Source organism: Bacillus sp. FSL R10-2780 (genome assembly GCF_038006125.1).
Taxonomy (GTDB): Bacteria; Bacillota; Bacilli; order Bacillales; family Bacillaceae_G; genus Bacillus_A; species Bacillus_A cereus_U.
Genome location: NZ_JBBOUQ010000001.1, coordinates 2,770,690 through 2,790,452 on the forward strand (window position 1 = coordinate 2,770,690; position 19,763 = coordinate 2,790,452).

A 19,763-nucleotide genomic window follows, 5' to 3' on the forward strand; every position below is an offset into this window, starting at 1 on the left:
AAAATTTCAACGAATTTTTCAAAAGAAAAGCGAGCTAATATGTATTAGCTCGCTTTTTTCTCTTGATCATAAATATTAATTCCAGCCTCATGTAACATCCATTCAATATGAACACCGTATCCTGACGTTGGATCATTTACAAATACATGTGTAACCGCACCAATTACTTTCCCATTTTGTACAATCGGACTTCCACTCATTCCTTGTACAATGCCACCCGTTTTTGCTAGTAAACGTTTATCTGTCACTTTTATAACCATACCTTTTGTAGCCGGGAACTTTTGTGGTACTGTACTAACAACTTCAATATCAAACGCTTCCACCTTATCTTGATCAATAACTGTTAATATTTTCGCTGGCCCTTCTTTTACTTGATTGGATAATGCGATAGGCATTGCTTTATCCATTATGCCGTTTGTCATATTTGTATTTAATTTCCCAAAAATACCATACGGGCTATTTATTGTAATATTACCAATCACTTCACGATCCGGTGAAAATCTTGCTAATTTTTCTCCCGGGTTCCCGTGACTTCCTCTTTCAATAGACGTTACCGTCGAACGCATAATTTGTCCATCTTCTACTTGAATTGGCTTTTTTGTATCATTATCGGAAATTACATGACCAAGCGCTCCGTATTTCATAGAATCTGGATGTACAAACGTCATCGTTCCGATACCAGCTGCTGAATCACGAATATACAATCCAATTCGGTAAGAAGATTCACCATTGTCTTTTTGTGGTGTTAGCTTAGCACGAATATATTTTCCATCTCTTAATAAAACAAGATTAAGCGGTTCACCTGTTTCTCCACTATTATGAATAAATGGTGCTACATCACTCATTCTTTCAATTGTTTTACCATTGATTTCAGTAATCATATCTCCAATCTGTACACCAGCTGTTTCACCAGGAGATACTTTACCCTTTTCAGTTTGAATTAAATGATGGCCTACAACAAGTACACCTTTTGTGTTCAATTTTACACCAATCGATTGTCCACCTGGAATAACTTTAAAATCTTTTAATACTTTCACATTTACTTTTTTCACTGGAAAACCAGCAAGTTGAAACACCATATCAGCTTCACCATTTTGGTGAGAATTTACCATAAGTTCTTGTTCATTTGAACTTACAGTAAATACATTACGATTTGTAGATAAAGCCTTAAAAACTGGTAATGATGCTATTTCTGATTGTTGTCCTTCAAAAACAACAAGTTGCTTCGGCGATGAAATAAACGTTCGAAGCGGTTTAAAACATCCAATAAAAACTAGAGAAACAAGGAGACAAAGACCTATTATTTTTCGAAATCTTTCTAATTTCAATTTGTTCACTCTCCTCGCTCCTACCCACATTCAGCCTCTTGGCTTCACTTTTTAATCTCTCCTTGCAGTGCTTTATTTATAACCGGAAGAATTAAGAAATCGTCATTTGAGAACAAAAAGCTATCCATTACTGGATAGCCTCTGCTGTCTGTTTGAAATGATGCGCTTGCGTAAGTAACTCTTTCGCATGCTCTGTCGTTAAATCTGTAATTTCAACACCAGAAATCATTCGAGCAATTTCTGTTACTTTTTCATCCGTACTTAACACAGTAACCGATGTAATCGTCCGATCATTCGCTACTTGTTTTCTAATAAATAAATGCGAGTCCGCCATTGAAGCTACTTGAGGTAAGTGCGTAATACAAAGTACTTGCGAGTTTACTGATACACGATAAATTTTTTCCGCAATAGCCTGCGCAACCCGACCACTCACACCCGTATCCACTTCATCAAAAATAACAGATGCAACACCTTGATGCTTAGAAAAAATGCTTTTTAAAGCTAAAATAATACGAGATAACTCTCCGCCAGAAGCAACCTTTGAAAGTGGCTTTAACGGTTCACCCGGATTCGTTGAAATATAAAATTCCACATGATCGTAGCCATCCGCCGTAAGTTTTACCGGTGTTCCTTCCACGAGAGGTTCTTCTACATTTCCTACCCTCTTCATAATTCTCACTTCAAATTTCGTTTTTTCCATATATAGTTCTTTTAATTCTTGATGAATAGCGCTTGTAAGATGATCCGCAAGCTCATGACGCATAGTACTTAACAACGTTGCTTCTTTTACAATAACACCTTCTAATTTCGTTAACTGCTTTCTCGTCGTTTCAATATGTACGTCTTTATTTTCAATCGTAAAAATTTCTTGTTCAATTTTATCAGCATACGCTAAAATCTCTTCTACAGTATTTCCATACTTTCTCTTTAACATACGGATTTCATTCAAACGTGTTTCAATTTCATCTAGACGTTTCGGATCATATTCCATCATATCTAACTTTTCTCTAAGCTGATATGCAACTTCTTCTAATAAGTAATAACTATTTGCAATGGAATCATGATTTTCTTGATACGCTTCATCTAAGTGCGTAATACTCTCCATTTGTCCCATTGCATTTCTTACGTGATCTAATCCCTGTCCGTCTCCACTTAACGAACGATACGCATCTCCTAATGCTTTATAAATCTTTTCAAAATTGGAGATTTTTAATCGTTCCTCAGTCAATTCATATTCTTCATCCATTTTTAAATCCGCCTTACGAATTTCTTCATGTTGGAATTGAATTAAATCTAGACGATGGGCCATTTGTTGTTCATTTTCACTTAAAGATTTTAGCTGTTTTTTTAACTTCTCATAGTCTGTATATACATTTTGATATATGGCCAATTGTTTAACAATGCGATTTCCATCAAAATGATCAAGCATAAACATATGACGCTCTTCATTCATTAAATCTTGTGTTTCATGCTGTCCATGAATATCAACTAGCGTTTTTCCAATCTCTTTTAATATGCTGAGTGTAACAAGTTTCCCATTTACACGACAGACACTTTTTCCGTTAGCAGCGATGTCACGCTTCAAAATAATCATGCCATCTTCTATTTCTATATCTAACTCTTCTGCCTTTGCGATACATGGATGCTTGGCATCTTCTACATAGAATAATCCTTCTATCTCAGCCTTTTCTGTTCCATATCGAACAAATTCTGCTGAACCACGGCCACCAACAAGCAAACTAATTGCATCAATAATAATGGATTTTCCAGCTCCTGTTTCACCACTTAAAACGGTTAAACCTTTTTGAAAAGAAATATTTAATGCCTCAATAATAGCAAAGTTTCTGATCGATAATTCCGATAACAATGCCCCATTCACCTCGTTATAAACTAATCCCCAATTAAGGGCTTTTCTCAGTATTCTTCATTCAAATAGTTATACTATATGTTTGTATGTATAAATTACTCTTCTAACCCGCTCCATTGTACCAAACATTCGTTTTACGGGTCAATCCACCTATTTTCTAACTTCATTCAAAAAAAATAATGTATTGTATTTGAAAATCCATATTTTTCGCCAATAAAAATATCTTGTTTACTTTCCACTTTACAGAGGAAAGTAAACAAGATTTTTCTGTTACAGCATATTTAAGAAACGATCAGAGACAACACCTGTATCTTCAGGTGTACGGCAAATAATTAAGCAAGTATCATCACCACAAATGGTTCCGACGATCTCATCCCACTCTAAATGATCAATAAGTGCCCCAAGTGAATGAGCGTTACCAGGCAATGTTTTTAGCACAAGCATATGTCCTGCCGTGTCTAATTTTACAAATGAATCCACTAGATTTCGTTTTAATTTTTGCAACGGATTAAATCGTTGATCTGCTGGCAAGCTATATTTATAGCGACCATCATGTAATGGCACCTTCACTAAGTGCAGTTCTTTAATATCGCGCGATACTGTTGCTTGCGTTACATTAAACCCCACATTACGTAAAATATCAACTAGTTCATCTTGTGTTTCAATTTCTTTGTTCGCAATAATTTCCCTGATTTTAATATGGCGCTGACCTTTATTCATACATTTGCACCTCACACTATCTCTTACCATAGTTTAAACATTGGTATACTTCATTTATTTATGTTAACGTATAATCCGTTACTTGTATACAATTGTTTTTACAATAATTATACGATTACAACAAAAAGAGGAACAACATATGTTATTCCCCTTTCCCTTTTTGTTTTAGAACATTATGCGCTTCGGTAACAACTTGTTCAATAGAAACCGGAGAATGATTTTCGCCATTCTCACGCTCACCGTGCCACTTTAGATGAATTAAAAATTCAATATTTCCATCCCCACCTGTAATTGGTGAGAATGTTAAACCTTCGACATTATAGCCTTCCTTAAGAGCAAAATCGACAATCATTTCCACGACAGCTTCATGTACTTTTCTATCACGAACAATGCCTTTTTTCCCGACTTGTTCTCGTCCAGCTTCAAACTGAGGTTTAATCAATGCAGCTACATCACCATTTGGCGTAAGCATTGTTTTTAAAACCGGCAATATAAGCCTTAATGATATAAATGAAACATCAATACTTGCAAACTGCGGTAAACCACGCTCTAAATCTGCCGGTGTCACGTAACGGAAGTTCGTTCGTTCCATCACAACAACACGCTCATCTTGACGCAATTTCCACGCAAGTTGATTATATCCTACATCTAATGCGTAGGATAACTTCGCACCATTTTGAAGCGCACAGTCTGTAAAACCACCAGTTGATGAACCAATATCTATCATAACTTTATCTTGTAAATCAAGTTGAAATGTTTCTAATGCCTTTTCAAGCTTATAGCCACCACGGCTTACATACGGCATAACTTGCCCTTTCACCGTAATCTCCGTATCTTGCGAGATTTTCTCCCCTGGCTTATCGAGTCTCATTTCATTCGCATATACAAGACCTGCCATAACAGCACGTTTAGCCTTCTCACGCGTTTCTATAAGTCCTCGCTCTACTAATAGTACATCTACTCTTTCTTTTTTTATGCTCATTTGTTACGCCCTTTTTTGTTTTGATGGAATCATTGTATGAATACGGTCTACAACAGCATCTGTCGTTAAACCAATTTCTTCTAACAGTTTTGTTACACTACCATGCTCTATGAAGCGATCAGGAATACCCATTCGTTCAATTAAAGCACTATGGTATCCGTTCTCAGAAGCAAATTCAACTACTCCCGTTCCAAAGCCACCGATTAAACAAGCCTCTTCAATCGTTAAAATCGGTATATTTTCCCCTAAAAGCTCATGTAAATATGCCTCATCCATCGGTTTAATAAAGCGAGCATTCACTACTTTCACTGATACTCCAGTTTGTTCAAGACGCTCAGCTGCTTCCATTGCCATCGGGATTGTCGTACCAAACGTTAAAATTGCTGCTTGTGTGCCTTCTTTTAACGTTTCCCATGTACCAATTGGAATCGCCTTTAATTCTTCATCCATTTGAACGCCAAGTCCATTGCCGCGTGCATAACGTAAAGCAATCGGTCCATCTTCGTATTGCATCGCTGTATATACTAAATGTTGTCCTTCATTTTCATCTTTCGGCATCATAAGTACCATATTCGGCAAATGACGTAAAAACGAGATGTCAAATACACCTTGATGCGTTTCACCGTCTGCTCCAACTAATCCAGAACGATCTATTCCAATGAAAACATTTAAATTTTGGCGACAAATATCATGAACAACTTGGTCATAAGCTCTTTGTAAAAACGTTGAATAAATTGCTAAGAATGGCTTCATTCCTTGCGTTGCCATACCAGCCGCCATTGTTGTAGCATGCTGCTCTGCAATACCTACATCAATCATACGATTCGGAAATTCTTTTTGGAATTTCTCAAGTTTCGATCCAACAGGCATTGCAGGCGTAATTGCAACGATACGTTCATCCGTTCTCGCTAGCTTAAGCACTGTTTCACTAACAACAGCACTCCATGCTGGTGCAACTTCCTTCGGTTTAACGAAGTCACCTGACTCAATTTTGTACGGTCCTGTTCCATGCCAAGTTCCAATAACGTCACTCTCAGCTGGTTTATAACCTTTTCCTTTTTTCGTAATAACATGAACAAGTACTGGGCCTTTTGTTTTCTTTGCATATTGCAACGTTTCGAATAACTTTTCATAATCATGCCCATCGACCGGCCCTAAATATGTAAAGCCTAATTCTTCAAAAAAGACGCCTGATACTAGTAAATATTTTAGACTATCTTTTATTTTCTCTGCTGTCGCAGCAACTTTCCCGCCGACTGCTGGGATTTTCTTCAATATATACTCTAGTTCATCTTTTACCCAATGGTACTTCCCTGCGGTACGTAAACGACCAAGTACATTATGAAGTGCACCGACGTTTGGTGCAATTGACATTTCATTGTCATTCAAAATAACAATCATGTCCGTTTTTTCATGTCCAATATGGTTCAATGCCTCTAAAGCCATTCCGCCTGTTAATGCACCATCCCCAATGATTGGTATAACGTATTCTTCCGTTTTCTTTAAATCACGTGCTAGGGCCATTCCCATTGCAGCAGATAACGACGTGGAACTATGACCAGTTTCCCAAACATCATGCTCACTCTCGCAGCGTTTTGGAAAACCACATAGACCTTGGTACTGCCTTAATGTGCCGAATTCTTTCGCACGCCCTGTTAAAATTTTATGTACATAGGATTGATGTCCTACGTCCCATAAAAATTTATCTTTCGGACTATCAAATAATTTATGCAGAGCAATTGTGAGTTCTACTACACCTAAATTAGGTGCAATATGTCCACCTGTTTGAGAGAGCTCTTCAATTAAAAACTTACGAATATCCTCACTCAACCCCTCTAGTTCACTGATAGACATATCTTTCAAAAAACTAGGGTTTTGAATTTGCGTTAGATCCACATGGATCACTCACTTTCATTTCATAATCTGTCAACATGTCAAATATTATAAGAAACATTTACACAACACAAGAAATTATCTTTTCTATTCTTCTTATCTTGTCCTGCTTTCAGAAAACACTTCCATTTTTTCACTTATCATATTATACATCATATTTCTTTACGTGATGAAAAAAATAGCCGCTAACACGAAGTGATAACGGCAATGTAATCTACATATATTTTTGCCAATAACAAGAAAAGAAAAACCTTTTCCTACATTTATATCATAAAATGATGAATGACTCAACAAATGGAAACGCTGTTATATTAGTTATTACGTTTTGCGATTAAATCACAAATAGATAGTAAATATTCATCTTGTAATTGTAAGGAGCTAATAGAATCTTTTGCTTTTGCAATTTTCTCCTCTAAAATAGATTTTGCTCTATCTACAGTAAATAACGTCGTATATGTGCTCTTTTCATTGGAAGCATCACTACCAATCGGTTTTCCAATCTCTTCTTCTGTTCCTTCTACATCCAAAATATCATCTCTAATTTGGAAAGCTAGACCGATATATTTCGCAAATGCAAGTAACTTCTCTTCTTGCTCTTCTGTAGCATCAGAAAGTATCGCTCCTGCAAGTACAGCAAACTCAAGCAGTTTACCTGTCTTATGCTTATGGATGTACTCTAATTCATTAATTGTAAGTCGTTTTCCTTCAGCTTCCATATCTGCCACTTGTCCAGCAACCATTCCTTCAGGTCCTGCTGCTTTCGCAAGCTCAAGTACAAGTCTTACTTTTTTTTCAGCAGAGATTTCTTTTTGCCCATATGCCATAATAACTTGAAAAGCATATGTCAACAAACCATCTCCTGCTAAAACTGCCATTGCTTCACCAAATACTTTATGATTGGTAGGCTTTCCTCGTCTTAGATCATCATCATCCATACAAGGTAAATCATCATGAATTAACGAATATGTATGAATCATTTCAAGGGCACAAGCTGCACCCACTCCAAGATTTCTTTCTTTTCCAAACGCTTGTAACGTTGCAAATAAAAGTAACGGGCGGAGACGTTTCCCACCCGCTTCCAAAGAATATGCCATCGCTTCACGAAGCACATTTGGACATTGTAATTCATTTGCATAGCTTACAAGATTTTCTTCTACGAAAGTTTTACTCTCTTTCAAAAAAGCATCAAAAGCTATATGTGTCACTATGCTTCATCTCCTAAAGCAGTAAACGGTTTAAGCTCTCCATCTTCTCCAAGGATAACTGCCATTTGTTCTTGTACATCTTTCAATTTCTCATCACAAAGCTTAGATAATTCCATGCCTTCTTTAAAATAAGAAATCGCTTCCTCTAAAGGTACATCACCTTGTTCAAGCTTAGAAACGAGATGCTCAAGCTGCGAAATTGCTTCTTCAAAGCTTAACTTATTTTCCATTATTCAATTCACGCTCCTCTATGCTTGATACGCTACAATCTAGTATTCCATCTTGTAATTGAACCGAAACAGCATCTCCAAGGCTAACATCTTTCACGCTTTTTAATACTTGTTTCTCTTCATCGTATACAAGCCCGTACCCTCTCATCATTACTTTAAGCGGGCTTAATACTTCAAGCTTTTGAGCCGCTCTCACAAATACGAACTCCTTCGTTTGAAGTAACGTTTGCATTTCACGTTGCAACTGCTTTTGCAACGTTTCAATTGCCGTTTTCGTTTGTATAATTTTTTGAGATGGGTGGTGCTTTTCTAAATAAAATGAAAGTTGCTTTAATTGATTTACTTTTTTATCTATATAACGCTCTTTCGCTAAAACAAGTTGTTCAAGAGCTCTGTCTAACTGCTCTTCTTTTTGCTCATACACTTGCCTTGGATAACGGAACGCATAAGATTTTTGTAACACTTGCAGTTTTTCTTCTTTTTTATGTACTCTCTCTCTCATTGCTCTTTGCAATCTCAGAGTTCTTTGTAATACCTTTTCTTGTAACTCTATAATGTTAGGTACCGCCAGCTCAGCTGCTGCAGTCGGTGTTGGTGCACGTAAATCCGCGACAAAATCTGCGATTGTAAAATCCGTTTCATGACCTACAGCTGAAATAATCGGAATCTCACTTGTAAAAATTGCTCTTGCAACTACTTCCTCATTAAAGGCCCATAATTCTTCAATAGAGCCTCCACCACGTCCAACAATTAAAACATCAATATCTCCCATTTCATTCGCTGTACGAATTGCTTGTACAATTGAGGGAGCCGCTGACTCCCCTTGTACAAGTACAGGAAACACAATAACATTTCCAATTGGATAACGACGTTTAATTGTTGTTATAATATCGCGAATTGCTGCTCCTGTTGGCGACGTTATAACACCGATTGTTTTTGCATATGCAGGGATTGGACGCTTATAAACTTGAGAAAACAGCCCTTCTTCTTCTAATCGGACTTTTAATTGTTCATAAGCTAAATGAAGATTTCCAACTCCATCAGGCTGCATGTCTTGAATATAAATTTGATAAGAACCACTCGCCTCGTAAACAGAAATCTTTCCTTTTACAAGTACTTTCATTCCATTTTCCGGTCTGAATTTAATGTTACGATTATGACCCGCAAACATAACCGCTGCAATTCTTGCATTTTCATCTTTCAATGTAAAATACATATGACCACGACTATGATATTTAAAGTTGGAAATTTCTCCTTTTAACCAAACAGACTGTAAATGCGGATCATACTCTATTTTTGTTTTAATATAGCGTGTTAATGCTGTAACGGTTAAATATTGTTTCTCCATTGCTCTCTCCTCATAGCCGATTCAAATTATTGACAAACAACTCCTGCACGCTTTGCAGACTCCACAGTGTTGTGAAGAAGCATTGTAATAGTCATTGGGCCGACTCCTTTTGGCACAGGCGTAATGTAACCTGCAACGTCTAATACATTGTCAAAATCAACATCACCACAAAGTTTGCCTGTTTCTAAACGGTTAACACCAACATCAATTACAACCGCACCTTCTTTAATATAGTCAGCTGTTACCATTTTCGGTCGTCCAACGGCTACGATTAAAATATCAGCTAACTTCGATAATTCTTCTATATTTTGCGTCTTAGAATGACAATATGTGACAGTTGCATTTTCATTTAAAAACAGTTGTCCCACTGGTTTACCAACAATATTACTTCTTCCAATTACAACAACATGCTTTCCAGAAATATCAAGATTCGTTTCTTTTACTAATTCTAAAATGCCATGCGGTGTACATGGAAGGAATGTGTCTTGTCCCGTCATCATACGTCCTACGCTGATTGGGTGAAATCCATCTACATCCTTTTCCGGTGAAATTCTTTCAATGATAGCTTTTTCTTCAATATGTTTTGGTAAAGGCAATTGTACCAATATGCCATTAATGCGGTCGTCTCCATTTAAGCGATCGATTTCAGCAAGCAAACGCTCCTCGGTAATCGTTTCAGGAAGTTCAATTAGCTCTGAATAGATTCCTACTTGCTCACAGCCTTTTTCTTTTCCTTTTACATAAGAACGAGATGCTGGATCTTCTCCAATTAAAATAACTGCTAATCCTGGTACAATCCCTTGCTCTTTTAACTTCACAACTTCTTCTTTTAATTGTGCTCGTTTTTTCTCCGCAACTTCATTTCCTTTGATGATTACTGCTACCATTTTAAGTTTCCCCCTTAAAGAAATTACAGTGTATCTTTTATATTAGATAAAACGCCGTTAATAAAACGACGAGATTCCTCATCCCCAAATGTTTTCGCGATTTCAATTGCTTCGTTAATTGTTACATTGTGCGGAATTTCTTCCATGTATTTCATCTCACACACAGCTACACGTAAAATACTGCGATCAACAATACTAATACGCTCAAGCTTCCACTTTTTTAAATTTTGACGAATTGCTGCGTCAATCTCTTCTTTGTTGTCTACAAATCCTACAACAAGTGATTCTAGAAACTCATTTGTTTCTTCGCCTTCATCTAGCGTATTTTCCACCGCTACTTTCGGTTCTAATTCACCTGTAATATCCATTTGGTATAATGCTTGCATTGCTCTTTCTCTAGCCGTCCTACGTTTCATTGTAACTCTCCTTTATACTTCAAGTCTTTCCTTATGTTTTGTTATATTATTATAATTTATAAGCCGTCAATTCACTTACTCTTGCAGTTTTCATTGATTTTCCAACCTTATAATACAATGATAATAACACAATTTATCGTTTCACACACGGGGTACAAGGCTGAAAAATAATAAAAAGATTAACTTCAAGTTCCATATCTTATCACAATGTACGTTTTTTGGAAAAATGAAACATCCCGTTTTATATTTCTTATTTTTTAAAATAGTATAATAATTTGAGGGTTTTAATTTGTGAAGAAATGAAACGATAAAAAAGATGCCTATTTTACTAGGCACCTTTTTTCACTCTTACACTGGTTCGATTTCTGTTTTTTGTGTTTCGAATGTTACGCCAACGATGTGAACGTTCACTTCTTTTGGCTCAAGTCCTGTCATTGTAAAGAGTGCTTGGCGAATATTGTCTTGAATTTTTTGTGCAACAACCGGAATTGCTACACCAAAATACATCACAACATAAAGGTCAACAATAATATCTTCGTTTGCTAATTCAACCTTTACACCTTTACCATGATTTTTCTTACCTAACTTCTCAACAACATCTGTAGCAAAATTACCACGCATTGCCGCTACACCTTCTACTTCAGCAGCTGCAATACCTGCAATTACTTCGATTACTTCTGGTGCAATTTCTACTTTTCCAAGAGTTGTATCTTGACCCATATCTAACATATGTTCAGCCATGAAAAAAACCTCCTTTAATGTATCACTGCGTCACAAGTTCATGCTCTTCCAAAAATTTCGTGTTAAACTCACCTTTTACAAAATCAGGATGATCTAACAATTGCAAATGGAACGGGATTGTTGTATGTACGCCTTCAATGACAAACTCACTGAGCGCTCGCTTCATTTTTGCAATTGCCTCTTCACGTGTTTTTCCGTGAACAATTAATTTAGCAACCATCGAATCATAGAAAGGTGGTATTGAATATCCCGGATATACAGCTGAATCGACGCGAATACCAAATCCGCCTGGTGGTAAGTACATTTCTACTCTACCTGGAGATGGCATAAATTTTTTGGCAGGGTTTTCCGCATTAATTCGACATTCCATTGCCCAACCATTAAATTGTACTTCTTCTTGCTGTAACGATAACTTTTCTCCAGAAGCAACAAGAATTTGTTCTTTAATTAAATCCATCCCTGTTACCATTTCAGTAACTGGATGTTCAACTTGGATTCTCGTATTCATCTCCATGAAATAAAAGCTTTTCGTTTTATATTCATAAATAAACTCAACCGTACCAGCACCTGTATAATCAACCGCTACCGCCGCTTTAACTGCTGCGTCACCCATTTGCTTGCGAATATTCTCATCAAGTGCAGGTGATGGACTTTCTTCTAATAGTTTTTGCAGACGGCGCTGAATTGTACAATCACGCTCTCCTAAATGAATGGCATTTCCATGTGTATCTGCCATTATTTGAATCTCAACATGGCGGAAATCTTCAACGTACTTCTCTAAGTATACACCAGGGTTCCCAAAAGCGGTACTGGCTTCTTGCTGTGTAATTTGAATTCCTTTTACAAGCTCTTCTTCATGGCGCGCAACACGAATACCTTTTCCGCCGCCACCTGCAGTCGCTTTAATAATAACTGGATATCCAATTTGATTAGCAAGCTCGATCGCTTCTTCGGTATTTTTAATAATCCCTTGTGAACCTGGTACAATCGGAACCCCTGCTTCTTTCATTGTATCACGTGCAACGTCTTTTGTGCCCATCTTTGAAATAGCTTCCGGGCTTGGACCGATAAAAATCAAGTTACACTCACGGCATAATTCTGCAAAATCTGCATTCTCTGCTAAAAATCCGTATCCCGGATGAATTGCATCACAACCTGTCAATTTTGCAACGCTAATAATGTTCGTCAAATTTAAATAGCTTTCTTTCGAAATCGTTGGTCCAACACAATACGCTTCATCTGCAATTTGCACATGAAGTGACTCTTTGTCTGCTTCAGAATAAATTGCAACTGTTTCAATATCCATTTCTTTACAAGCGCGAATAATTCGTACAGCAATTTCTCCACGATTGGCTATTAATACTTTTTTTATCATCACAAAGACTCCCTTATTACGCTTTTACAAGAAATAGCGGTTGTCCATACTCAACAAGCTGTCCGTTATTAACAAGAATTTCAACAATTTCGCCCTCTACATCTGCGTCAATTTCGTTAAATAATTTCATAGCTTCAACAATACATACGATAGAATCTTTCGATACTCTGTCCCCAACACTTACATATTGAGGTGTATCAGGCGAAGAAGAGGAATAAAATGTCCCTACCATCGGTGATGTGATTTTATGTAGGTTTTCATTTTGAACAGCTTTCTTCTCTTCTTGTTTTTGCACTTCTACTTGCGCTGCCGCTACTGTTGTTTCTACTTCAACAGATGCTGCTGGTTGTACTACCTGTTTCGTTACCGGTGCTTGCACAGCAACAACTTCATTACCACGTTTTTTCATTTTGATTGTTGTACCGTCTTTTTTGTATTCAAATTCATCAATATTAGAGCTATCAATTAATTTAATTAATTCACGAACTTCTTGAATTTTAAACATGTAAAATCCACTCCCATACTCTTGTTTGTCCCGTTTTTACAGATTGGCATCAAATTGATTTACTGTAAAAATACGATGTATTCTATTAGAAAATTTATTCCTATGACATTTACTAATAGAAATATTTACTATTCCCATCTTACGCTAAATTTTTTAAACATTCCAATTTATATTTCTTTATTATAAATCGAAATTCCTGTAAAAATATTATTCCACCAAAAAATTATTACCTAGTAATAATACCAAGTTTCACACAAAATTGGCAAGACCACTTCCTAAAAAACATTCTTTACTTTTTCAAAACTGTACAGTATAAAAACGTAATTCCCTCAGCATTCTTCATTTTATCTACGGTAAAAAAACATATTTTTACCAAATATTATTTTTTTGTTTACGTGCCGTTCATTCTTCCTTCATAAAAGAATAGTATGTTCAAAGTGTAGAAAATTTATTGTAGTGAGGTGCGGACATATGATATGGCTCATCCTGTTCTTGCCTGCCGTAGTGATTTGGGCATTGGTCCTCTTCATCCACGTCAAATCTGGAAAAAGTAATCACCATCATCATGAACCATTAATCTTTTACTCACAGCGTATTTCCCCGTTTCCAATTGAAAATACTAAATACAACTGCAAAGATGAAATAGAAAAAGGCTATCGAAAACGATAGCTTTTTTCTATTATTCTTTTATCTAATTTGAAGAAAAAACACCCATTATAATGAATATGCCACTTTATTTTACTGATGGATCAAATTTCACACCTACATCTTTTGAACCACCTTCACTTCTTACGAGCTGAATAATTTTATTCGCTTCTTTTTGTGAATGCTTTGCCGATTTAACTGTTACTTTAATGTCCGTTCCATCAGCTCTTACAAGAGCATCCTTATATCCACCTTGAGATTTAATCACTGTCTCAAGTAATTGTTGCTTCGTTTCCATTGTAGTGATTGCATCAAGATTATCTTTCGCTTTACTCTTTTCTTCTGCTGAAGATTTTGATGACTTCATTACATTTTGTAACTTTTCTTTCTCTACACTACGCTGATCTTCCATTTGCATACGTAACGCTGTGAAATTCTCATCGCTTGATTGAACTGTTACACTAGCCTCTTTTTTACTTGTCTCTTTTTTGTCATTCTCTTTTTTGTCTGTTTCTTTATTTGTAGTTTCCTTGCTTGTACTTTCTTTTGTTGTCTCTTTATTTGTAGTTTCTTTCGTTGTTTCTTTTGTAACTGCTTTATCAGCACCTTGCTTTTCTTGTCCCATCTTTTCACCCGTTGCCGGTGCTGCTGTATTCATTTTATCAGGAGTTGTTACGTAATAAACAGATAGCACAACCACTAAACTTAACATCGTTAATAGCCAAACCGTTTGTTTTTTTAACACTTTATTTCCTCCCTATCCATTTTTCGGTGATACTGAAACGCGATGAGCTGGTACATCTAATAATCGCGTCACAGCTTCTTTTACCATTGCTTTTATTTGTATATTATCCACTCCCTTTGCTACGACCAGAACACCTCGTACTTTCGGTTTCTCTGTTCGCAAAACAATTGGAGTTTCTTTATCACCTTCACGTATAATGACTGTCTTTTCATCAAGAGACTCGTCTTCTACTTCCCTTTTACCGCCTGCTTTATCAGTTTCACCTGTCGTTTGTGAACGTTTTACTGTATTTTTCTCGAGTATTTTTTCTTCAGATGAATCTAAGTTCACTTTAATAGTTACGTCTTTTACTCCGGCTATCTCTTCTAAAGAAGCTTTCAATTCTTGTTCATACGCTTTTTCGTATTTTTCTACATTTGACATATTATCATTGTTTTTTTGACCGAAAGTTGGTACATCTTTATCTTGGCTTTGACTTGTCTTTTCTTTAAACACAGGCACTTCTTCTTTTTTAGGTGATAAGAAATTACTAGAAAACATAAGCGCAATCCCAAGTATGAGTAGGACAAGCAAAAACTTAGGTGTTACCTTTTTCCCCTTCTCATTACTTTCTTTTCCATCCCCATTTAATAGGTTTCGAAAAAATGAGAACCTCGAATTTTTATCTTTATTGTCCATTTACGCTACCTGTCCTCCCTTCCGTCTGAACTTGGATTTGTTTATCCTCTAGTTGCCACCTGCTTGAAAAGAAACCTTTCATTTCTACATTCGTTTCTTCTATTTTTTTTGGAGGTTCTTTCATATTAATTTCAATTGGCTTTACTGTTTCGATTGCATCATTTTTACTACGTTCTTTTTCTTTCAACGTCACAACAACAGATTGAATATCTTTCGCTGACTTTACTTCTTCTGCATGTTCCACTGCGACTATTTGTATTTCAGAGACTGTCATACCATACTTTTTCTCAAACTCTTTTCCTACTTCTTTCGTCATTTTGGTAGCCATCTCTTCTAAACTATATGCACGTGTTAGAGCTTGTATTTCTTTTTTCTTCGAATCTATCGAATTTTTTACAGATCCTTCTGCTACGTACTTTTCTTCATTGAAATTTGCGATAACTTCATTTACATCTGTTTGTAACAACTTAAATAGAGGCGTTAAAATTAATACGACTAACAATAGACTTACAACGAATTTAACGTACTTTTGCAAATTTGAATTTGGAAGAATAAGATGAAGCATTGTCGCTAAGAGTAAAAAAACGATAATATTTCTAATCCACTCTGTAACAAATTGCACACTCTTCACCTCCTACCGCATCATGAGAGTAATGTTCCCGGCAGCAATAATAATTGTGATACTTAAAAAGAACATAAATGATACGATAGCTAAGCAAGCAAATACGTAAATGATACTTCGTCCAATGATATCTAAACATTGAATAATTGCTCCTCCGCCTACTGGTTGCAATACTGCTGCTGCGAATTTATAAATAAACGCGATACAAAAAATTTGAATCGCTGGGAAAGCGACAATTAAGCATAAAATAACGAGCCCGATAATTCCGACTGTGTTTTTTAATAATCCAGATGCACTAATAACAGTATCCGCCGCCTCAGTAAACATCCTTCCTACTACAGGAATGAAGTTTCCTGTTACAAATTTAGCCGTTTTCACAGCTATACCATCAGCAACGGCTGACGCTGTTCCCTGTACAGATAATACGCCTAAAAAAACCGTCAAAAAGATACCAATAATCCCTACACTAACGTTTTGCAAAAGCTTGGACAATTTCGTAACTTTATATTGATCACTCATCGTACTTACAATACTTAATATAGTTGCAAGTAATAAAAGTGGTAGAACGATATAATTCATAAGAAGCCCACTCGTATTCATTAAGAAAATGATGATTGGATGAAAAAACGATACAGAAACAACACCACCACCTGTTGCTATGAGTGCAAGTAAAATTGGTAATAACGCTAGTATGAAATCTACCATTGTTTGTATCGTCTCTCTTGCATATGTCATGACGACATAAAAACTATTTAAAGCGAAAATAATAAGTACCATGTATACGACTGCATCAGCGATTTTACTCACGCTACTCTTTGAAAAAGCAGATTGCAACGATTGCAACAATGCACTGAAAATCGTGAGCATAATGAGCGTTCCAAGTAACTTTCCATTTGCAACAAGCTCGTGAAATAAATATTTTAGTAGACCTATCATCCACTCTTTTATGGAGAACTCTTTTTCTCCCTTTACAAACTCCATAAAGCTTCCTTTTTGACTCTCTGGTAAATAGCCTCCATACTTTGTAACAAGCCCGTCCCAAAATTGCTTCACATCTTCAATTCCCAGCTTATCCAATTGTTGATCAACGACGTTTGTTTCTATAGGAGAAGCTTGTACAACAATCGGTAAAGAAAAGAAAAGGAAGCAAGCAAATAGTAGCTTAGCTCCAAACTTCCTCAACATTCACTCCCCCTTATCCCGTAGGTAAAAAACCGAGAATTGTTTCAATTACAACCGTCAAAATAGGAATTGCCATGACGAGAATTAAGATTTTCCCAGCTAATTCAATTTTCGAAGCGATTGCACCTTGACCAGCATCCTTTGTAATTTGCGCACCAAACTCAGCGATATAAGCAATCCCTATAATTTTCAATAACGTTTCTACATATACGTTGCTAACCTTCGCTTCACTCGCCACTCTCTCAATCATTTGTAAAATAGAATGAATTTGATCGATTAAGAGAAGAAACATCATGCTACCAATGAACACAATAAATAACGATGTAATACTAGACTTATGCTGATTCAAAACAGCAGCTAAAAATGTAGCAACGAGGCCTAATCCGACAATTTGTATAATTTCGATTCGAACCGCCTCCTTTACTGGAAGAGAAAGACACTTTTAATCTTGTCGAATAGAGTATTAATTAAAAATGCAACATGAAACAAAATAACGACAAAACCGACAAGGATAACCCAATTTGCAATATCCTCTCGCTTTAATTCTTTTAGTACAGTATGAATGAAAGCTAAAACAATGCCGATTCCGGCGATTTGAAATATTAATCCAACATCAATGGACATCGCCTTTCTCCCCCCTATAGCAGTAAAATTACGATAAGTAGCCCTGCTAGTACCCCTAAACTCTTTATCATTTTTTCATATTGTAGTTGTAATGCTTTCGCTTCTCCTTCTTCTCTCTCCAAATGTGTAATACATAAGCGAATATGTTTTTGCTGTGATTCACGATCATGTTGTCCAAGTGTTTCACCAAATTGTTGCAGTATTTCATACTCGGTTTGTTTAAACGCCGTTAACGTCCAGTTCTCCTTCAAACTATCAATCCAAGCTTCTCTAACTGTTTGCTCCCCGTCCTCTAGCCGTTTCGAAAAGCTTTGAAATATCCAATTTAACGGCTTCGGCATTTGTTTGACTAAACGCTCTGCAGCCTCAGATAACGGCGTGTGTCCATACATAATTTCAGCTTCTAATGATTGCAATGCTGCCTTCAATAACCTAAGTTGCCGCGGTCTCTCACTGTACCTTTTAGCGTATGAAAATCCGAAAAAAGTGCTAACAGCAACTATTAATACCGCACCAAATATTTTCACCATACGCCTTGAACCTTTCTATGGGATAATACTGGTTTTCCATCTCTATTTTTCACTTGCATAACTGTTCCTGGCCCTCTCGCTTTTGATAATTCCACAAACCTATCAAATACACCAAGTTCCAGCACCGCCTGTAACGATGGACGTTTCACAACATCATCATAAGAAAATCCATGTGCACTTATAAAAAGCTGAACGCCGGCATGTACCGCCTCCATAATCGCTTCACTATCTTCTTTACGTCCAATTTCATCTACGATTAATATGTCTGGGCTCATAGAACGAATCATCATCATCATTCCTTCAGCTTTTGGACAAGCGTCTAATACATCTACTCGCACGCCAAAGTCATATTGCGGGATTCCTTTCACACAACCCGCAATTTCTGATCGTTCATCAACAATCCCCACTTTACATGAAGGAATTTTCGAAGCACTTACACCTTGACTCATACAGCGTGCTACATCTCTTAAAAGTGTTGTTTTCCCCGTTTGCGGTGGGCCTATTACCATCGTGTTTAACCATCGTGATTCATAAAGATATGGCAGAAGCGGCTCAGCAATCCCTATTTTTTGACGGGCAATCCGAATATTAAAAGAAGAGACATCCCGAATCATTTTCACTGCACTTTTTTCTGTAATGACTTTTCCAGCTAGACCAATTCTATGTCCTCCTCGTAGTGTCACATATCCACGTTTCAATTCCTCTTCCATCGTATAAATTGAGAATTGACTTAATTTATTCAATAAATGGATTGCATCTTCCGCTGTAGCGATATAGTCATAAAAAAACACTTCTCCATGTGCGATACACTCTAGTGGTCTTCCAATTCGAACACGAATTTCCTCTAGAGCATCGTATTGTTTACAGCCTTCAACTAACTGTCTCATCGTTTTCGGTAAAACTTCTAATACTTCTTTCATAAGCTTCTCCCCACTATACTCGACTTACTATTTCAACAACGCGATAAAAATGCAGCCAATTCCAAGCGCTAGAAAAAAGAGTTTCAAGAAAGAAATCTCACTTGCTACACTCGCTATGCCAATTGTCATTGTTAAAATTAATACGGTCGGTCCAACAAACGCCAACATACCATTTATAAACAATGCTTTCTTCGCATCATTCACGTAAAGCATAAGCAAAGCGGCGAATATTTCCGCGCTACCTGAAAACAACCGAAGTAACCCCATAACAAGCACGGATGTTTCCATTGCCGCTAGCCACTGTTTCATTCTCCCACCTT

Annotated in this window: 23 protein-coding genes; 1 reads left to right on the forward strand and 22 read right to left on the reverse strand. The window is 36.6% G+C overall.

Annotated features, from left to right (window positions below; genetic code table 11):
• Window positions 1–44: 44 nt before the first annotated feature.
• The 13 genes from spoIVB to accB all read right to left on the reverse strand — a co-directional run bounded on the left by spoIVB (window position 45) and on the right by accB (window position 13,497).
• On the reverse strand, window positions 45–1,337 hold the full coding sequence (spoIVB, locus tag NSQ47_RS14390; protein ID WP_341037204.1) for a SpoIVB peptidase: 1,293 nt from the start codon (window positions 1,335–1,337) through the stop codon (window positions 45–47).
• 118 nt (window positions 1,338–1,455) lie between these two features.
• Window positions 1,456–3,195, reverse strand: a complete 1,740-nt coding sequence (gene recN / locus NSQ47_RS14395) for a DNA repair protein RecN (RefSeq protein ID WP_016106127.1) — start codon at window positions 3,193–3,195, stop codon at window positions 1,456–1,458.
• A 270-nt stretch (window positions 3,196–3,465) separates the two neighbouring features.
• A complete protein-coding gene (argR, locus tag NSQ47_RS14400) occupies window positions 3,466–3,915 on the reverse strand; it encodes an arginine repressor ArgR (RefSeq protein ID WP_002015076.1) in 450 nt (149 codons plus the stop codon).
• Between the two features lie 142 nt (window positions 3,916–4,057).
• Complete coding sequence (locus NSQ47_RS14405; protein ID WP_002160533.1) at window positions 4,058–4,897, reverse strand: TlyA family RNA methyltransferase; 840 nt, start codon at window positions 4,895–4,897, stop codon at window positions 4,058–4,060.
• A gap of 3 nt (window positions 4,898–4,900) precedes the next feature.
• Window positions 4,901–6,793 carry a 1-deoxy-D-xylulose-5-phosphate synthase gene (gene dxs, locus NSQ47_RS14410; protein ID WP_002160532.1) on the reverse strand — a complete coding sequence of 631 codons (1,893 nt, stop codon included), beginning with the start codon at window positions 6,791–6,793 and terminating at the stop codon, window positions 4,901–4,903.
• A 308-nt stretch (window positions 6,794–7,101) separates the two neighbouring features.
• Window positions 7,102–7,995 carry a (2E,6E)-farnesyl diphosphate synthase gene (gene ispA / locus NSQ47_RS14415; protein ID WP_002145801.1) on the reverse strand — a complete coding sequence of 298 codons (894 nt, stop codon included), beginning with the start codon at window positions 7,993–7,995 and terminating at the stop codon, window positions 7,102–7,104.
• Window positions 7,995–8,225: an exodeoxyribonuclease VII small subunit gene (gene xseB, locus NSQ47_RS14420; RefSeq protein ID WP_000428422.1), complete on the reverse strand. Its 231-nt coding sequence runs from the start codon at window positions 8,223–8,225 to the stop codon at window positions 7,995–7,997. Before xseB ends, ispA begins: the two co-directional genes overlap by 1 nt.
• Window positions 8,215–9,573, reverse strand: coding sequence for an exodeoxyribonuclease VII large subunit (gene xseA, locus NSQ47_RS14425; protein ID WP_002111752.1), 1,359 nt, complete (start codon window positions 9,571–9,573; stop codon window positions 8,215–8,217). The genes xseB and xseA overlap by 11 nt, the downstream gene beginning before the upstream one ends.
• A 26-nt stretch (window positions 9,574–9,599) precedes the next feature.
• The gene (gene folD, locus NSQ47_RS14430) at window positions 9,600–10,460 is read right to left on the reverse strand and encodes a bifunctional methylenetetrahydrofolate dehydrogenase/methenyltetrahydrofolate cyclohydrolase FolD (protein WP_002160530.1); all 861 of its coding nucleotides are present in this window, start codon (window positions 10,458–10,460) and stop codon (window positions 9,600–9,602) included.
• A 23-nt stretch (window positions 10,461–10,483) separates the two neighbouring features.
• Window positions 10,484–10,876: a N utilization substance protein NusB gene (gene nusB, locus NSQ47_RS14435; protein ID WP_002067080.1), complete on the reverse strand. Its 393-nt coding sequence runs from the start codon at window positions 10,874–10,876 to the stop codon at window positions 10,484–10,486.
• 348 nt (window positions 10,877–11,224) lie between these two features.
• Window positions 11,225–11,617 carry an Asp23/Gls24 family envelope stress response protein gene (locus NSQ47_RS14440; protein ID WP_000807630.1) on the reverse strand — a complete coding sequence of 131 codons (393 nt, stop codon included), beginning with the start codon at window positions 11,615–11,617 and terminating at the stop codon, window positions 11,225–11,227.
• Window positions 11,618–11,639: 22 nt separating this feature from the next.
• Window positions 11,640–12,992 carry an acetyl-CoA carboxylase biotin carboxylase subunit gene (gene accC / locus NSQ47_RS14445; protein WP_002160529.1) on the reverse strand — a complete coding sequence of 451 codons (1,353 nt, stop codon included), beginning with the start codon at window positions 12,990–12,992 and terminating at the stop codon, window positions 11,640–11,642.
• Between the two features lie 16 nt (window positions 12,993–13,008).
• Window positions 13,009–13,497, reverse strand: coding sequence for an acetyl-CoA carboxylase biotin carboxyl carrier protein (gene accB / locus NSQ47_RS14450; RefSeq protein ID WP_002199386.1), 489 nt, complete (start codon window positions 13,495–13,497; stop codon window positions 13,009–13,011).
• A gap of 471 nt (window positions 13,498–13,968) precedes the next feature.
• Here accB and NSQ47_RS14455 point away from each other — a divergent pair, with 471 nt between their 5' ends.
• Window positions 13,969–14,166, forward strand: a complete 198-nt coding sequence (locus tag NSQ47_RS14455) for a DNA recombination protein RecO (RefSeq protein WP_078172836.1) — start codon at window positions 13,969–13,971, stop codon at window positions 14,164–14,166.
• A 64-nt stretch (window positions 14,167–14,230) separates the two neighbouring features.
• On the opposite strand, the gene NSQ47_RS14460 is transcribed toward NSQ47_RS14455, so the two are convergent.
• Genes NSQ47_RS14460 through NSQ47_RS14500 form a run of 9 tightly spaced genes read right to left on the reverse strand, consistent with a single transcriptional unit; the run spans window position 14,231 to window position 19,752 of the window.
• On the reverse strand, window positions 14,231–14,887 hold the full coding sequence (locus NSQ47_RS14460; RefSeq protein WP_002111756.1) for a SpoIIIAH-like family protein: 657 nt from the start codon (window positions 14,885–14,887) through the stop codon (window positions 14,231–14,233).
• 12 nt (window positions 14,888–14,899) lie between these two features.
• The gene (gene spoIIIAG / locus NSQ47_RS14465) at window positions 14,900–15,565 is read right to left on the reverse strand and encodes a stage III sporulation protein AG (RefSeq protein ID WP_078172834.1); all 666 of its coding nucleotides are present in this window, start codon (window positions 15,563–15,565) and stop codon (window positions 14,900–14,902) included.
• Window positions 15,555–16,187, reverse strand: coding sequence for a stage III sporulation protein AF (spoIIIAF, locus tag NSQ47_RS14470; protein WP_341037207.1), 633 nt, complete (start codon window positions 16,185–16,187; stop codon window positions 15,555–15,557). The genes spoIIIAG and spoIIIAF overlap by 11 nt, the downstream gene beginning before the upstream one ends.
• 12 nt (window positions 16,188–16,199) lie before the next feature.
• Entirely contained in the window at window positions 16,200–17,372 is a 1,173-nt protein-coding gene (spoIIIAE, locus tag NSQ47_RS14475; RefSeq protein WP_002033983.1) for a stage III sporulation protein AE, read from the reverse strand.
• A gap of 10 nt (window positions 17,373–17,382) precedes the next feature.
• Window positions 17,383–17,766, reverse strand: a complete 384-nt coding sequence (spoIIIAD, locus tag NSQ47_RS14480; protein ID WP_078172833.1) for a stage III sporulation protein AD — start codon at window positions 17,764–17,766, stop codon at window positions 17,383–17,385.
• Window positions 17,767–17,789: 23 nt separating this feature from the next.
• Window positions 17,790–17,993 (reverse strand): stage III sporulation protein AC, encoded by a 204-nt coding sequence (gene spoIIIAC, locus NSQ47_RS14485; RefSeq protein WP_000020914.1) that lies wholly within the window; start codon window positions 17,991–17,993, stop codon window positions 17,790–17,792.
• 14 nt (window positions 17,994–18,007) lie between these two features.
• On the reverse strand, window positions 18,008–18,523 hold the full coding sequence (gene spoIIIAB / locus NSQ47_RS14490) for a stage III sporulation protein SpoIIIAB (RefSeq protein WP_002088574.1): 516 nt from the start codon (window positions 18,521–18,523) through the stop codon (window positions 18,008–18,010).
• Window positions 18,517–19,443: a stage III sporulation protein AA gene (gene spoIIIAA, locus NSQ47_RS14495; RefSeq protein ID WP_078180992.1), complete on the reverse strand. Its 927-nt coding sequence runs from the start codon at window positions 19,441–19,443 to the stop codon at window positions 18,517–18,519. The genes spoIIIAB and spoIIIAA overlap by 7 nt, the downstream gene beginning before the upstream one ends.
• Before the next feature lie 27 nt (window positions 19,444–19,470).
• On the reverse strand, window positions 19,471–19,752 hold the full coding sequence (locus tag NSQ47_RS14500) for a YqhV family protein (RefSeq protein ID WP_000816054.1): 282 nt from the start codon (window positions 19,750–19,752) through the stop codon (window positions 19,471–19,473).
• Between the last annotated feature and the right edge of the window lie 11 nt (window positions 19,753–19,763).

Excerpts from the sequence above, each read along its gene's own strand:
- accB (WP_002199386.1), bottom strand. The coding sequence starts at position 13,497 with ATGTTTAAAATTCAAGAAGTTCGTGAATTAATTAAATTAATTGATAGC.
- NSQ47_RS14500 (WP_000816054.1), bottom strand. The coding sequence starts at position 19,752 with ATGAAACAGTGGCTAGCGGCAATGGAAACATCCGTGCTTGTTATGGGG.
- xseA (WP_002111752.1), bottom strand. The coding sequence starts at position 9,573 with ATGGAGAAACAATATTTAACCGTTACAGCATTAACACGCTATATTAAA.
- argR (WP_002015076.1), bottom strand. The coding sequence starts at position 3,915 with ATGAATAAAGGTCAGCGCCATATTAAAATCAGGGAAATTATTGCGAAC.
- NSQ47_RS14455 (WP_078172836.1), top strand. The coding sequence starts at position 13,969 with ATGATATGGCTCATCCTGTTCTTGCCTGCCGTAGTGATTTGGGCATTG.
- xseB (WP_000428422.1), bottom strand. The coding sequence starts at position 8,225 with ATGGAAAATAAGTTAAGCTTTGAAGAAGCAATTTCGCAGCTTGAGCAT.
- spoIIIAB (WP_002088574.1), bottom strand. The coding sequence starts at position 18,523 with ATGGTGAAAATATTTGGTGCGGTATTAATAGTTGCTGTTAGCACTTTT.
- nusB (WP_002067080.1), bottom strand. The coding sequence starts at position 10,876 with ATGAAACGTAGGACGGCTAGAGAAAGAGCAATGCAAGCATTATACCAA.
- spoIIIAA (WP_078180992.1), bottom strand. The coding sequence starts at position 19,443 with ATGAAAGAAGTATTAGAAGTTTTACCGAAAACGATGAGACAGTTAGTT.
- NSQ47_RS14405 (WP_002160533.1), bottom strand. The coding sequence starts at position 4,897 with ATGAGCATAAAAAAAGAAAGAGTAGATGTACTATTAGTAGAGCGAGGA.
- accC (WP_002160529.1), bottom strand. The coding sequence starts at position 12,992 with ATGATAAAAAAAGTATTAATAGCCAATCGTGGAGAAATTGCTGTACGA.
- NSQ47_RS14440 (WP_000807630.1), bottom strand. The coding sequence starts at position 11,617 with ATGGCTGAACATATGTTAGATATGGGTCAAGATACAACTCTTGGAAAA.
- spoIIIAG (WP_078172834.1), bottom strand. The coding sequence starts at position 15,565 with ATGGACAATAAAGATAAAAATTCGAGGTTCTCATTTTTTCGAAACCTA.
- spoIIIAE (WP_002033983.1), bottom strand. The coding sequence starts at position 17,372 with ATGTTGAGGAAGTTTGGAGCTAAGCTACTATTTGCTTGCTTCCTTTTC.
- folD (WP_002160530.1), bottom strand. The coding sequence starts at position 10,460 with ATGGTAGCAGTAATCATCAAAGGAAATGAAGTTGCGGAGAAAAAACGA.
- spoIIIAC (WP_000020914.1), bottom strand. The coding sequence starts at position 17,993 with ATGTCCATTGATGTTGGATTAATATTTCAAATCGCCGGAATCGGCATT.